The organism is Gillisella vitis, from assembly GCF_021559775.1.
Taxonomy (GTDB): domain Bacteria; phylum Pseudomonadota; class Alphaproteobacteria; order Rhizobiales; family Rhizobiaceae; genus Allorhizobium; species Allorhizobium ampelinum.
Genome location: NZ_CP056048.1, coordinates 479,907 through 493,364 on the forward strand (window position 1 = coordinate 479,907; position 13,458 = coordinate 493,364).

12 protein-coding genes are annotated in these 13,458 nt (G+C 57.9%); 11 read left to right on the forward strand and 1 reads right to left on the reverse strand.

The annotated features are described in order from the left end of the window. Positions 1-62: 62 nt before the first annotated feature. Positions 63-3,263 (forward strand): efflux RND transporter permease subunit, encoded by a 3,201-nt coding sequence (locus AVCG78_RS19335; RefSeq protein WP_071205921.1) that lies wholly within the window; start codon positions 63-65, stop codon positions 3,261-3,263. An 82-nt stretch (positions 3,264-3,345) separates the two neighbouring features. On the opposite strand, the gene AVCG78_RS19340 is transcribed toward AVCG78_RS19335, so the two are convergent. Next, positions 3,346-4,302, reverse strand: a complete 957-nt coding sequence (locus AVCG78_RS19340; protein ID WP_071205923.1) for a LysR substrate-binding domain-containing protein — start codon at positions 4,300-4,302, stop codon at positions 3,346-3,348. Positions 4,303-4,534: 232 nt separating this feature from the next. On the opposite strand from AVCG78_RS19340, the gene AVCG78_RS19345 reads away from it, so the two are divergent. The 10 genes from AVCG78_RS19345 to AVCG78_RS19390 all read left to right on the forward strand — a co-directional run bounded on the left by AVCG78_RS19345 (position 4,535) and on the right by AVCG78_RS19390 (position 13,425). Next, the gene (locus AVCG78_RS19345; RefSeq protein WP_071205925.1) at positions 4,535-5,707 is read left to right on the forward strand and encodes an alpha/beta hydrolase family protein; all 1,173 of its coding nucleotides are present in this window, start codon (positions 4,535-4,537) and stop codon (positions 5,705-5,707) included. Further along, a complete protein-coding gene (locus AVCG78_RS19350; protein ID WP_071205927.1) occupies positions 5,704-6,384 on the forward strand; it encodes an EthD domain-containing protein in 681 nt (226 codons plus the stop codon). Before AVCG78_RS19345 ends, AVCG78_RS19350 begins: the two co-directional genes overlap by 4 nt. A 32-nt stretch (positions 6,385-6,416) precedes the next feature. Next, the gene (locus AVCG78_RS19355; protein ID WP_071584455.1) at positions 6,417-7,364 is read left to right on the forward strand and encodes a VOC family protein; all 948 of its coding nucleotides are present in this window, start codon (positions 6,417-6,419) and stop codon (positions 7,362-7,364) included. Between the two features lie 17 nt (positions 7,365-7,381). Continuing rightward, positions 7,382-7,741 (forward strand): Rieske (2Fe-2S) protein, encoded by a 360-nt coding sequence (locus tag AVCG78_RS19360; RefSeq protein WP_071205930.1) that lies wholly within the window; start codon positions 7,382-7,384, stop codon positions 7,739-7,741. 3 nt (positions 7,742-7,744) lie between these two features. Continuing rightward, positions 7,745-8,875: an FAD-dependent oxidoreductase gene (locus AVCG78_RS19365; protein WP_071205932.1), complete on the forward strand. Its 1,131-nt coding sequence runs from the start codon at positions 7,745-7,747 to the stop codon at positions 8,873-8,875. 143 nt (positions 8,876-9,018) lie between these two features. After that, positions 9,019-10,137 (forward strand): MFS transporter, encoded by a 1,119-nt coding sequence (locus AVCG78_RS19370; protein ID WP_071205935.1) that lies wholly within the window; start codon positions 9,019-9,021, stop codon positions 10,135-10,137. Continuing rightward, on the forward strand, positions 10,134-10,715 hold the full coding sequence (locus AVCG78_RS19375) for a cupin domain-containing protein (protein ID WP_071205937.1): 582 nt from the start codon (positions 10,134-10,136) through the stop codon (positions 10,713-10,715). Before AVCG78_RS19370 ends, AVCG78_RS19375 begins: the two co-directional genes overlap by 4 nt. 39 nt (positions 10,716-10,754) lie before the next feature. After that, a complete protein-coding gene (locus tag AVCG78_RS19380) occupies positions 10,755-11,732 on the forward strand; it encodes a fumarylacetoacetate hydrolase family protein (RefSeq protein WP_071205938.1) in 978 nt (325 codons plus the stop codon). Next, positions 11,732-12,652: an NAD-dependent epimerase/dehydratase family protein gene (locus AVCG78_RS19385; RefSeq protein ID WP_071205940.1), complete on the forward strand. Its 921-nt coding sequence runs from the start codon at positions 11,732-11,734 to the stop codon at positions 12,650-12,652. Before AVCG78_RS19380 ends, AVCG78_RS19385 begins: the two co-directional genes overlap by 1 nt. Continuing rightward, positions 12,649-13,425, forward strand: a complete 777-nt coding sequence (locus AVCG78_RS19390; protein WP_071584453.1) for a cyclase family protein — start codon at positions 12,649-12,651, stop codon at positions 13,423-13,425. Before AVCG78_RS19385 ends, AVCG78_RS19390 begins: the two co-directional genes overlap by 4 nt. The last annotated feature ends 33 nt before the right edge of the window (positions 13,426-13,458 follow it).

Consider the following 13,458-nt stretch of genomic DNA (forward strand, 5'->3'; position numbering starts at 1 on the left):
CCCGGACGAAACATCGCTTTTGTCCGAGGGCGGAGTTGTTTCACGCCGGAGAGGGCTTTGAAATGAACATTTCCCGATTTTTTGTCGACCGACCGGTGTTTGCCGGGGTGCTGTCGGTGCTGATCGTCGTGGCCGGGTTGATCGGCATGCGGTCGCTGCCGATTTCCGAATATCCCGATGTCGTGCCGCCGTCGATTGTCGTGCGGGCCACCTATCCCGGTGCCAATCCGAAGGTGATTGCCGAAACCGTGGCAACGCCGCTCGAAGAGCAGATCAATGGCGTTGAGGGCATGCTTTACATGTCGAGCCAAGCCACCTCGGACGGCGTGATGACGCTGACCGTGACCTTCAAGCTCGGCACTGACCCCGATCAGGCCCAGCAATTGGTGCAGAACCGGGTGTCTCAGGCCGAGCCGCGGATGCCGGAAGAGGTCAAGAGCCTCGGCGTGACCACGGTCAAAAGCTCTCCCGATCTGATGATGGTCGTCAATCTGATCTCCCCCGACAATCGCTATGACATTACCTATCTGCGCAATTACGGCGTCTTGAACATCAAGGACCGGCTGGCGCGGATTGCCGGCGTCGGTCAGGTACAGATCTTCGGCTCCGGCGATTATTCCATGCGTATCTGGATCGATCCGCAGCAGGCGGCCGAACACGGCTTGGCGGCCAGCGATATTACCACGGCCATCCGCGCCCAGAATGTCCAGGCCGCCGCCGGTATCATCGGTGGGTCGCCAAGCCTGCCGGGGGTCGATGTGCAGTTGAATGTCAACGCACAGGGGCGGCTACAAACGCCAGAGGATTTTGGCAATATCATCGTCAAAAGCGGCGCAAACGGTCAGATCACCCGATTGCGCGATGTCGCCCGCGTCGAGCTTGGCGCTTCCGATTACGCGCTCCGCTCCCTGCTGGACAGCAAGGCTGCAGTCGCCATTCCTGTTTTCCAGGCGCCGGGCTCCAATGCCATCACCATTTCCGATGAAGTGGTGAGGACGATGGATGAGTTACAATTGGCGATGCCTGAAGGCGTGAAATATGAAATCGTCTACGACACCACCAAATTCGTCCGCTCTTCCATCGAAAAAGTGGTCGATACCCTGCTGGAAGCTGTGGCGCTGGTCGTGCTGGTCGTCATCCTCTTCCTCCAGACCTGGCGGGCATCGATCATTCCGCTGATCGCGGTTCCGGTGTCGATCATCGGTACATTTGCCGTGATGTATGCCTTCGGCTTTTCCATCAACGCGCTCAGCCTGTTCGGACTGGTTCTGGCCATCGGCATCGTCGTGGATGACGCCATCGTCGTTGTCGAAAATGTCGAGCGCAATATCGAAAACGGCCTGTCACCCCGTCAGGCGACCTACCGTGCGATGAAGGAGGTGTCGGGGCCGATTATCGCCATCGCCCTGGTTCTGGTGGCGGTCTTCGTGCCGCTGGCCTTTATTTCTGGACTGTCAGGTCAGTTCTACCGCCAGTTCGCTTTGACCATCGCCATCTCGACCGTGATCTCGGCGCTGAATTCGCTGACCCTGTCACCGGCGCTTGCCGCTCTGCTTCTGAAGGGACATCATGCACCGAAGGACCGGCTGACACGCGGCCTGGACTTTATGCTTGGCTGGTTTTTCAGAGGTTTTAACCGGGTGTTCGGCGCTGGCTCCAATGCCTACGGAAAAAGCGTCGGCGGTCTTCTCTCACGCAAAAGCATTGTCATGGTGGTTTATCTGGCGCTGGCCGGTGCCACCTATGGCCTGTTCAATGCTGTTCCGGGCGGGTTCGTGCCAGCGCAGGACAAGCAATATCTGATTGGTTTTGCCCAATTGCCGGATGCGGCCAGCCTTGACCGTACGGAAGATGTTATCAAGCGGATGAGCGACATTGCGCTTGCCCAGCCGGGCGTGGCTCACGCCATCGCTTTTCCGGGCCTGTCGATCAATGGTTTCACCAATTCCTCCAATGCCGGCATTGTCTTCGTCACACTGAAGGATTTCGACGAGCGCAAGACGCCTGATCTGTCCGGTGGGGCGATTGCCATGCAGCTGAACCAGAAGTTTTCCTCCATTCAGGATGCTTTCATCGCCATGTTCCCGCCGCCACCCGTCCAGGGTCTCGGCACGACCGGCGGTTTCAAGCTGCAATTGGAAGACCGGGCTGGATTGGGCTATCAGGCGCTGGACGAGGCCACCAAAGCGTTTCTGGCCAAGGCCTATCAGACACCGGCGCTGACTGGCCTGTTTTCCAGCTTCCAGATCAATGTGCCGCAGCTCTATGCCGATCTTGATCGCGCCAAGGCAGAACAGCTCGGTGTTTCCGTTACTGATGTGTTCCAGACCCTGCAAATCTATCTGGGGTCACTCTATGTCAATGACTTCAATGCCTTTGGCCGCACATACAGCGTTCGCGCCCAGGCCGATGCCAAGTTTCGGGCCACGCCCGACAATATTGGTCAGTTAAAGGTGCGCTCCGCATCGGGCCAGATGATCCCGCTGTCTGCGCTGCTGCGGGTCGATCCGACAACGGGGCCGGAACGCACCAACCGCTATAACGGCTTTCTGGCTGCTGATATCAATGGGGGTCCGGCACCTGAATTCTCATCCGGTCAAGCACAGGCGGCAATTGAAAAGATCGCAGCTGATGTACTGCCGAAGGGCATCGGCTACGAATGGACCGATCTGACCTATCAGCAAATCCTGGCGGGAAGCTCAGGCTTCCTGGTGTTTCCACTGGCTTTGCTTCTGGTCTATCTTGTGCTTGCCGCGCAATATGAAAGCCTGACTCTGCCTTTGGCGATCATCATGATCGTACCGATGGGCGTATTGGCTGCACTGACCGGGATCTGGCTGACCGGAGGAGACAATAACATCTTCACCCAGATCGGCCTGATCGTGCTTGTCGGGCTCTCAGCCAAAAACGCCATCCTGATCGTCGAATTTGCGCGGGAGCTGGAATTTGAAGGCAGGACACCGGTTCAGGCGGCTATCGAGGCCAGCCGCTTGCGTCTGCGCCCGATCCTGATGACATCCATGGCCTTCATCATGGGCGTCGTTCCGCTGGTCACCTCAACCGGTGCCGGGGCTGAAATGCGTGCGGCCATGGGTATTGCGGTGTTTTCCGGCATGATTGGCGTGACGTTCTTCGGCATTTTCATGACGCCGGTCTTTTACGTGCTGATCCGCAAACTGGCTGGCAATCGTCCGCTGGTGCAGCATAACCACGATGACCATGAGCAGGACAACGACAAGCCAATGCGCATGGCGGCCGAGTAAGGCAAACGAAGTGCCGTTGCGCTTCTGAGGCGCAGCGGCACGTCGCTGTTTATCTTCTATTTTTACGGTTCGACGACAGCGATCAGCCGGAAACGATGTCATGCTCCTTATGCCGATCGGGCTCCATTTTTTCCTGACGAACTCTCGCTGCTGCCTCGTGCATCTGGGATCGGAACCAGACTAGTGCGGGATCGCGGGTGCGATAGCTGTGCCATTGCAGGCACTGTAGTAATGGTGGCAGAGGGAAAGGCGGGTCCATGATGCGGATACCGCCCAGATTGAGCATGCATTCCGCCAGGCTGCGTTGAACCATGGCAATGCGTTTCGAGCCACGGATAAGGAAGGGCAGGGATGAAAAGGAAAAGGTTGAAGCCTCCACCTTGATCTTCAGGCCGAGCTTGTCGCAGGCGCGTTGGGCAAAGGTCTCTCCGCCATTGGGCGGCTGCATCACCACATGACCGGCCTCAAGAAAATCCTTTTCTGTCATAGGCCCTTGTGCCAGCGGCCCGTCCGCATCCACCACGCAACAGATCTGGTCTTCCAGGAAAGGTTCCGATGGGTGATTGGTCGAGCAAAAATCGCTTGGCGCCACCAATAGATCCGCTTCTCCGCGCTCGAGAAGGAGATGGGGATAGTTTTGTTGTGGTTGGAAATGGATTTGCACACCCGGGGCCAGCGCCGACACCTGCCGAAGAAACGGCGGCATGATCGTATTGAGGGTATAGTCAGACACGATGAGGTTGATACTGCGTGTCGATTCATGGGGAATGAAGGACGGCGTCGAAACGACGGCCGCCTCGATGCGCACGATAATGTCGCGCAAGGGCAGCTCCAATGAGGCGGCGAGGGGGGATAATTCCATGGATCGCCCGACCTGAATCAGCAGCGGATCGTCGAAATAATCGCGCAGGCGCCCAAGGGCATTGCTCATCGCCGATTGGGTGATGAACATTTCCTCTGCCGCCCTGCTGACATTACGAACCCTGATCAGCGTGTCGAGTGCTACCAGCAGATTAAGGTCCAGATTCTTGAAGCGCATAATTGTCCCCCTCCCAAGGAATCCCTCGAATAACCAGCCAAATTATCGGGGGATCAATCGATTCATGTATTTATTTTAAAAATACAAATCATTCATCAATGCAATTTTGTAAACGAGTTTTTCTTGAGTACATCTTGAGTCAGGGAGGAAATATCGTTGCTTGGCCTTAACGCTGGCAGCGCGGTTCTCCCATCGCCTAAATCGCCCGAGGAGGCGAGTTCGAGGAGACCCGATGTTTAAGTATTTTCCGACCAATTATGTCTGGAACCTGTCTGTCGATCTGTCGATCGAGATGGGTGCCCGGATGGGCGAAATCGAAGAAATGTGCGCCCCGCTGCAGGAGGCGGCCAAGGCGCCGGACGCCGCCGGGACACAAGCGTTCCGCGAGACCTGGATCAAGATGGCGGACAAGCTGGTGTCCCTCGCCGAGGAAGACGAAGCCAAGGGCCGGTTTATTTCAGCGGGTGACAAGCTGATCCGCGCCGCCAATTACATGCTGACTGCGGAACGGTTGCTTGCCCATGGTTCCGAGGGTCGGGTAGCCTTGTACCGGCGCTTTCTGGATGCGTTTGAAAAGGGTTTGAAGCTTTCCGGCTCGTCCTGTCGCCGGGTTGAGATACCCTATGAGGGCAAGCATCTGTCCGCTCTTTACGTACCTGCCGAAGGCGTCGAAGGTGCCGCGCCGCTTCTGGTCCAGGTCAATGGTCTCGACAGTACCAAGGAAATGAAGCTTTTGGTTGGGTTGCCGGTGTGGCTTGCCAAGCGCGGCGTCGCTTCGCTGATCGTCGATCAGCCGGGTACGGGGGAAGCCCTGCGCCTTCAAGGACTGACGGCCCGTTATGACAGCGAGCACTGGGCGAGCCGTGTGGTCGATTGGCTGGAAGGTCAGCCGGATATCGATGCCAAGCGGATTGGCATGGAAGGCGTTTCACTTGGCGGTTACTATTGCCCCCGTGCTGTCGCCTTCGAACCACGCTTTGCCTGCGGTGTTGTCTGGGGTGCCAATCACGATTGGCGCGATGTTCAGAAAAAGCGCCTCGCCCGTGAGGGCAATCTCCCCGTTCCTCATTACTGGAGCCATGTCATGTGGGTCTGGGGTGCCAAGGACATGGACGACTTCATGGAGATTGCCGAAAAGGTTCATCTCAATGGCATTCTGGATCGAATTCATGTGCCTTTCCTTGTCACTCACGGTGAAAAAGATAGCCAGATTCCCCTGCAATGGGCTCATGCCACCTATGACCAACTGGTCAATAGTCCCAACCGCGAACTGAAGATTTTCGACGAGCGTACTGGAGGCATCCAGCATTCCAGCTTTGATAATTCGGCAAATGCCGGTGCCTATATTGCCGACTGGGTAGCAGAGGTCCTGGGCGGACGCATCGCAGTTAGGAAAACACCATGACCATCAAACTCATGATCTGCGGCCGTCGTCGTTTGGGTCAGACGCTTGCCGAGCACCGCACGCATATGAAGGACCATCACGGCAAGATCGTGCTGGATTATATTGCCCTTGATCCAATGAACGCGCCAAAGCGCTATGTTCAGAACCATGCGTTCGATGGTGTCTATTTTGGCGGTGAGCCGCAGGGCAAGGCTCTGGCAATTGGCGTGAATTTCGTCACCGAGGTCTGGGCTGAGGATCTCGCAGACTTGAAGGCGTCACGCGAGACGCCGTTCTATCTGCAAAATCTCAAGCCCGATGAGCCGGAAATGGTCGATCACGATACTCTCATCGGCTTACCCTACTCGGAAGAGGCAATCATTCCGGTGCAGTCGCGTGAAGGTGCCGTGAAGGTATTCCTGGCCTGGTTTGGCGAAACGCCAGATGTCCATGCTGTTTTGGATGTGATCGATACGGCTTCTCACGGATTGCTCGGATATTCCCGCAACACACCATTGTTTCCCGGCCCGGTCGCAGCCATCGACGAATATTGGCTGCCGAATGAGGGTGCTGGCGTCGCCTTCACAAAAGCCTGCCGCGACGCCATCAACGGGCTTCGCCCCGGCGATACCAGCTTTAGCCTGACCATTGCCCGCGAATATGTTCTCCACGCTGGTCACCTAGACCTCGCAAAATAAATGCCAGACGTTATGAAGGAAAGGAATGTCCCATGAACATCATCGGACCCGATTATCTTGTCTTTGGTGTCGATAATGTCGCAGCTTGCTGCGAATATCTCACGGCTTTCGGCCTGAAGCCGGTGGATGTTACGGATGCCGGTGGCTTGTTTGAAGCATTGGACGGCACGGGAATAATCGTTCGCCACGCGTCCGATCCGTCTTTGCCTCCGCCGCTGCCAACCGCGAACATGTTGCGCCAGCAGGTTTATGGTGTACGCGCAGCGGAAGATCTGGATGCGATCGAAGCCGAGCTGTCCAAGGACCGTCGCGTCACGCGGCTGTCCAACGGTTCGATCGAAGTGAAGGACAGCCATGGGTTGGAGCTCAAATTTCAGGTATCGATCCGCCGGGAACTCGACATGCCAGCGGAAAAGATCAATGCACCTGGCGCACCGGCCCAGCGCAAACCGAACGAAATCGGCGTATGGGAAGAGATGCCGGCACTGCCGCGCTCACTCAGCCATGTGGTGTTGTTCATTCCCGATATTGAGATCGCAACCGAGTTTTATTGTGATCGCCTCGGCTTCGTCGTTACGGATACCTTGAGCGGGGCAGGTCCGTTTCTGCGGCCCAAGGCAAATGATGATCATCACACGCTGTTCTTCATTCGCACGCCGGACTACATGAAAGGCTGCGAGCATCTCGCCTTCCATATGGGGGGGCCGACGGAATTGATGGTTGCGGGAACGCGCTTCGTCAAAAAAGGCTATCAGAGCTTCTGGGGACCTGGTCGTCATAAGTTCGGATCGAACTGGTTCTGGTATTTCAATAGTCCCCTTGGCTGTCACGTCGAATACGACGCCGACATGGACAAGCACGACGATACATGGGTGGGCCGCGACGTGCCGATCAGTGCCGAGGCGTCTCAGATCATCCTGTTCGAGATGCGCGAGAAGTGGATGCCCGGTGGCGGTCCGCCTCCCGGTGCAAAGTCCTGACGTGATGGAAAGAGACCATGTCATCCCGACAATTCCTCTGCCGACAGGATGCCGTTGGCGAGGGCGAGGCTAAAGGCTTCGGCCCGCTTGAAGGCTTCCGTCGCAAGATCATCGTGATCAGACGTGACGGCAAGCTCCACGCCTGGCTCGATGCTTGCCCGCATTATTCCAGCGGAACGCCGATGGCCTGGAAGACGGATGCCTATTTCAACGGCGAGAAAACTCATCTCGCCTGCCATTCCCATGGCGCCTTGTTCGATTTGGAGACGGGAGAATGTGTGCTTGGCCCTTGCCTGGGGCAAGGACTGACACGAGTGGATATTGCAGTGGGTGAGGAAGGCGAGGTTTTCGCTTTGGTAACTGCGCAGGAGGAATAAAACATGAATTCGGGTATCAAGAAGATCCTGATTATCGGCGGTGGTTTTTCGGGAATGACTGCGGCACTTCAGCTGTCGCGAGAGGGGTTTGAGGTCGATCTCGTGGAGATCGATGCAGGATGGCGCTCCTATGGGGCAGGCATCAGCCTGCACGGCTCGACGCTCAGGGTGCTGCGCCAACTCGGCCTGCTGGATCGCTTCATGGAAGAGGGTTATGCCAGTGACGGCGTGCACTTACGGGGGCCGGATGATGCCGTGCTGTTCACACTGCCTACCCCCCGGGTGGCGGGCGACGATATTCCCGGCGGCGGCGGCATCATGCGCCCGGCGCTTGCCAAAATCCTGTCGGAGGCGGTGCGGGCTTCCACGACCAAGGTTCGGCTAGGCGTGACATTTACCGAGATCGTCCAGAGCGAAGACGGAGCACAGGTCAGCTTTAGCGACGGCAGTTCAGACCGGTTCGATCTCGTCATCGGGGCGGACGGGCTGTTTTCCGCTGTCCGTTCCAAGACGTTTCCTCATGCCCCAAAGCCCCGTTTCATCGGCCAGTCGGTCTGGCGCGCTGTTCTGCCAAGACCGGAGGAGCTGGAAACCATCACCATGTGGATGGGTCCGAAACTCAAGGTCGGCTTGAATGGCGTCAACAAAACCCAAGCCTATCTGTTCCTGACCGAAGACCGCCCCACCAATGACTTCGTGGCTCCGGAGCTTTTCGTCGATACCCTGCGCGGCTTGATGGAGCGCTTCAGCTCGCCAATCATCCAAGGAATTGCCAAGCAATTGTCGGCGGAGCACCAGATCATTTACCGGCCACTGGAGCAGATGTTGCTGCCGCGTCCTTGGTTTCAGGGACGGGTGGTGCTGATCGGCGACGCCGTTCATGCCACGACACCGCATCTGGCCGCCGGTGCCTGTATCGGTATCGAGGATGCCATGGTGCTGGCCGAGGAACTGGTGAAGGGCAGCGATGTCGATGGCGCGCTTGCCGCTTTCGAGGCAAGGCGCTGGGAGCGGTGTCGGATGGTGGTCGAGAATTCGGGCCGTCTGGCCGATATCGAGATCCATGGCGGCAGCCGTGAAGAGCACGCTTCGATCATGACAGTTTCGATGAAAACCCTGGCGGAAGCGATCTGACACCAGAAATCATTGCAAGTGATAGTCGATACTCAATTTCAAAATTACTTAAATTATTGATTTTGTTAAAATATTTTCGACGGCGCTCCGATTGGGAGATCGGCCGCTTTTGTCGGCGCATGAAAAGAACCGGAGGAGATGGAATGTCAGGACAGAAATTTGGAGTGGCCGGGTCGATTGCCCTCGTCATCGGTCACTTCTCGGGCATGCTTGACTTGATTGCTCTTCCCGTCTGGGTTGGTGCGCTTGTCGAACGCTTCGGGTTCAGCCCGCAGCAGGCAGGCGGTATCGTCACATTGTTCCTGGTCGGTGCAGTGGTTGCGAGCCTCATTGTTGCGCCTCGTTTCAACCAGATGAACCAAAGGCGCTGGGCCTCGACGGCTTTTGCCGTTGCCGCTGCCGCTTTTTGGGGCGCATCGAGAGAGACGGCTTTGCTTCCTCTTGCCCTCTTGCATCTGACTGCCGGTTTCGCCGTTGGGACAGCCCTTTCCATGGTGCATGGAACGATCGGCCAGGCAACCAATCCGCATCGGCTATACGCCATGGCTGGCATAGCGCTTGGGCTTTTCGCCATTGTTCTCCTGGCAGCCATACCGCAGCTGTTGATCGTCTATGGCGGTTCTGTTCTCTTCTATGTGTTCACCGGTATCATGGTGATTGCCGCCCTTACCTCTACGTTCCTGTTTCGCAATCCCGTCCATGCCGTTGAGCCGGAGAAAAAGCCCTTTAGCCGGGCAATGTGGTTCACAATCTTTGGCATCAGCATCCTGACCTTCAACCAATCCATGGTATTTTCCTTCGTTGAGGTCATCGGTAAATCGCGCGGGTTTTCCGCAGAAAGCGTGCTGGCCGTTCTCATCGCGCTGGGCTGCGTCAACTTCATATTGCCGTCTCCACTGGCGGCTTTTTTGCAGACCCGCGTTTCCGCCACGACTGTCACCCAGATTGGACCGGCGGTGCAGGTCATTCTGGCAATCATCGTGACCTCGGTCACCGTTTTTCCGGTCTGGGCGGTCGCGGCCTCCCTGTTCGTCTCCGTGCAGATCTTCACGCATAACTTTGCGTTCGGTCGTCTGGCAAAACTCGATCCGACCGGACGTGCCGTTGCAGCAACCCCGGCGATGCTGATGGTGGGGGCCGCACTTGGCCCCATTGTCGGCGGCGCATTGGGCGAAAATTTTGGCTTCGCGGCGCTGGGCGTGACGGCTGTGGCGGTCGGCGCGGTCTCTATTGGCTTCTTTACCAAGGCGAAAACAGCATGACACAATTTCCTGACATTACCCGTATCGTTACCGGCCATGCGAGCGATGGCCGCTCCATCCTCAGCGAAGTCGGGCCTTTGCCCAAAGTGGTTGAAATCGATGCCATTCCTGGCACTGTGTTTCACGAAGTGTGGTCAACAGGCGAAAGCCCTGTGCGGATCGACAATGGGGCCGATCCAACCATCGGTCCCCTTATCCTTCCCCCTCCAGCTGGCGGTACGCGCATCCGTTTCGTCGATATTCCGCCGGATACCGAGGATTTTTTGAAAACCGGTGCGGAGCGAATGAACGTGGCCTTCGAGCAACTGGGCGACAAGGCTGCCTCCACGGTGGAGGAGCATTCTCCGCATCCGCTAATGCATCGCACGGAATCGGTTGATTATGGCATTGTCATTGAAGGCGAGATGACCCTGGTCCTTGATGATGGCGAGGTGCTTTTGAAGCAGGGGTCTGTCGTCATCCAACGTGGCACCAATCATGCCTGGGCCAATCGGTCCGGAAAACCCTGCCGGATGCTCTTCATCCTTGTCGCAGGTGTCTACGATCCCGCCATCGCAGCGAGCCTTACGGGGCGGTGAAATTCAGGGGCTATCAATGATAGCAGGAACGAGGTCATCATGAAGTTTGCAACCTATCACGATGGAAGCCGCGACGGCCAACTCTGGATCGTTTCGCGTGATCTGAAACGGGCAGTCCCGGCAACCGGCATCGCGGTGTCCCTGCTTGCTGCGCTGGAGGATTGGGATGCCGCCGCTCCCCGCCTTCTCGAACTGTATGAACGGGTCAATGCGGGAGATGAGCCCTTTGCCACCAGCTTCCAGCCGGAACGGTGTCTGGCACCCTTGCCGCGTGCGCCGCAATGGCTGGATGCGTCGGCTTTCCTCAACCATGGTCGGTTGATGGATAAAGCCTTCGACAATCCGGTAAACCCGGATTTCGAGACAGTTCCCTTGATCTATCAGGGGGCAAGCGACGATTTCCGCGGGCCGCTGGCAGGCGTGGAGTTTCTCGATGATACGCTCCTGATCGACATGGAAGGCGAGTTCGGCGTTATTCTTGCCGATGTGCCAATGGGTGTGACACCGGAAAAAGCCATCGATCACGTCCGTCTGTTGGTGCAGATCAACGATTGGTCGCTGCGCGCTCTGGGGCCGCGCGAAATGCGGGCGGGCTTTGGGTTTCTCCAGGCCAAACCATCGACGGCCTTTGCACCGGTCGCCATCACGCCGGACGAGATCGGGCCGCATTGGTCCAACGGCCGGACGGGTCTGGCTTTGCATGTGGAGATCAACGGGCGGCGGGTCGGGGATGCGCATGGAAGCGAGATGCATTTCTCCTTCGGTGAATTGATCGCTCATTGCGCCCGCAGCCGGCGTTTATCGGCGGGAACCATTCTGGGTTCCGGCACAGTGTCCAATGCAGATCGGGCCGCCGGTTCGTCTTGCATTTCAGAAATCCGGGTGATCGAGCTTCTGGATGAAGGCAAGGCGCGCACGCCCTTTTTGACCTGGGGGGACCGGGTGCGGATGGAGGCACGGCTGCCGGATGGGAGCACGCCTTTCGGGGTGATCGATCAGGCGGTGGTGAAGGCCTGATGCGTATTCTTGTCACCGGTGCTGATGGCTTTTTGGGGCGCGGACTCGTGGCGCGGCTGGCATCGTCCTATGGTCAGGCAAAGCGGATCGTTGTCACAGACCGAGCCTTTGCTCAACCTGTCCCTAACGGGATTGAGGCCTTGGTCGGCGATCTCGGCGATCCCGGCTTTCTGGACACATTGCTGGAACCCGGTTTCGATCTGGTCTTCCATCTGGCCAGTGTTCCCGGAGGTCTTGCCGAGCGGGAACAGGGGCTGGGACATGGTGCAAACCTGCTTGCGCCGATTGCGTTGGCGCAAGGCGTCGCACTTCGCCAGCCCGGCGCGAGGCTGGTTTTTGCCTCCTCCATCGCGGTCTATGGTGCGCTTGGAGCGGCAACCGTCACGGAGCAGACGCTTGCCGCGCCGCAGCTGACCTATGGCGCCCACAAGCTGATGACCGAAATTCTGTTGTCCGATCTGACGCGACGCGACGCGCTTTCAGCCATCAGTCTGCGGTTTCCCGGGATTGTCGCACGGCCTACGACCGATAGCGGGCATGGTTCGGCGTTTATGAGCCTGCTTTTCCATCGGATCGCTGCCGGGGAAGTCTATGCTTGTCCGGTTCCGGCGAAAAGCACCTGCTGGTGGGTGTCGCGTCAGGCGGCGGTGGATATGCTGCTGCATGCCGCAGGGCTGAAGGATAGTGCCGTAACCGTTTTCCAGCCGCCGGTATTGTTTGCAACGGCTGGCGACGTGGCTGCTGCGGTCGCCCGTCATGTGGGCAAAAGCGCATTGGTCGAATGGGGCGAGGACGAGACGCTTCGCCGCCTGTTTGGTGCCATGCCGCCGCTTGATGCTGCCACGGCGTTGGCGGCGGGCTTCAAGGCCGATGCTGATCTCGATGCGCTTGCCAAAGCCGCAATTTCAGGAGAGCCATGATGAAGATTATCGATCTGTCCGTTGCTATTGAAAACGATATTCCCGCCGATCCGCCGGGCCTCGGTCCCAAAATCACCTACACGAACCATGCGGAAGGCTCGGAAGAGGTTTTGCGCTTCTTTCCCGGGCTCGACATTGCCGATGTCCCCGGTGGGGAAGGTTGGGCCGTGGAACAGCTGAACCTGACTGCCCATGCCGGTACGCATCTCGATGCGCCCTGGCATTTTGCGTCGACGATGAATAATGGCGAGCGCGCCTGGACCATTGATGAAGTGCCGCTCGATTGGTGCATCCGTCCCGGCGTCAAGCTGGATCTGCGGCATTTGCCGGATGGTTCAATCGCAACGGCAGCCGATCTTCAGTCAGCCTTGGCGGTGGCCGGTCATACGCTTCAGCCTTTCGATGTGGTGCTGGTCAATACCGCCGCTGGTGCCGCCTATGGGCGACCGGATTATCTGAGCCGTGGCTGTGGCATCGGACGCGAGGCCACCCACTGGCTTATGGCGCAAGGCGTCCACATCGCTGGAACCGACGCCTGGTCCTGGGATGCGCCCTTTCCGGTCACCGCCAAACGGTTTGCGGAAACCAGGGATGCAGGGTTGATCTGGGAAGGACATAAAGCCGCCCGTGAAGGGATTTTCTTGCATATGGAAAAACTGACACGGCTGGAGGAATTGCCGGGTTCCGGCTTCACCGTCTCCTGCCTGCCAGTGAAGATCAAGGGCGGCTCGGCTGGCTGGTGCCGTGCCGTGGCGATTTTCCCGGAGGGTTAACAGTCTATCCAAGAATTGCCGCTGGCCGTCTGC

Excerpts from the sequence above, each read along its gene's own strand:
- AVCG78_RS19335 (WP_071205921.1), top strand. The coding sequence starts at position 63 with ATGAACATTTCCCGATTTTTTGTCGACCGACCGGTGTTTGCCGGGGTG.
- AVCG78_RS19365 (WP_071205932.1), top strand. The coding sequence starts at position 7,745 with ATGAATTCGGGTATCAAGAAGATCCTGATTATCGGCGGTGGTTTTTCG.
- AVCG78_RS19370 (WP_071205935.1), top strand. The coding sequence starts at position 9,019 with ATGTCAGGACAGAAATTTGGAGTGGCCGGGTCGATTGCCCTCGTCATC.
- AVCG78_RS19355 (WP_071584455.1), top strand. The coding sequence starts at position 6,417 with ATGAACATCATCGGACCCGATTATCTTGTCTTTGGTGTCGATAATGTC.
- AVCG78_RS19350 (WP_071205927.1), top strand. The coding sequence starts at position 5,704 with ATGACCATCAAACTCATGATCTGCGGCCGTCGTCGTTTGGGTCAGACG.
- AVCG78_RS19385 (WP_071205940.1), top strand. The coding sequence starts at position 11,732 with ATGCGTATTCTTGTCACCGGTGCTGATGGCTTTTTGGGGCGCGGACTC.
- AVCG78_RS19360 (WP_071205930.1), top strand. The coding sequence starts at position 7,382 with ATGTCATCCCGACAATTCCTCTGCCGACAGGATGCCGTTGGCGAGGGC.
- AVCG78_RS19390 (WP_071584453.1), top strand. The coding sequence starts at position 12,649 with ATGATGAAGATTATCGATCTGTCCGTTGCTATTGAAAACGATATTCCC.
- AVCG78_RS19375 (WP_071205937.1), top strand. The coding sequence starts at position 10,134 with ATGACACAATTTCCTGACATTACCCGTATCGTTACCGGCCATGCGAGC.
- AVCG78_RS19380 (WP_071205938.1), top strand. The coding sequence starts at position 10,755 with ATGAAGTTTGCAACCTATCACGATGGAAGCCGCGACGGCCAACTCTGG.
- AVCG78_RS19345 (WP_071205925.1), top strand. The coding sequence starts at position 4,535 with ATGTTTAAGTATTTTCCGACCAATTATGTCTGGAACCTGTCTGTCGAT.
- AVCG78_RS19340 (WP_071205923.1), bottom strand. The coding sequence starts at position 4,302 with ATGCGCTTCAAGAATCTGGACCTTAATCTGCTGGTAGCACTCGACACG.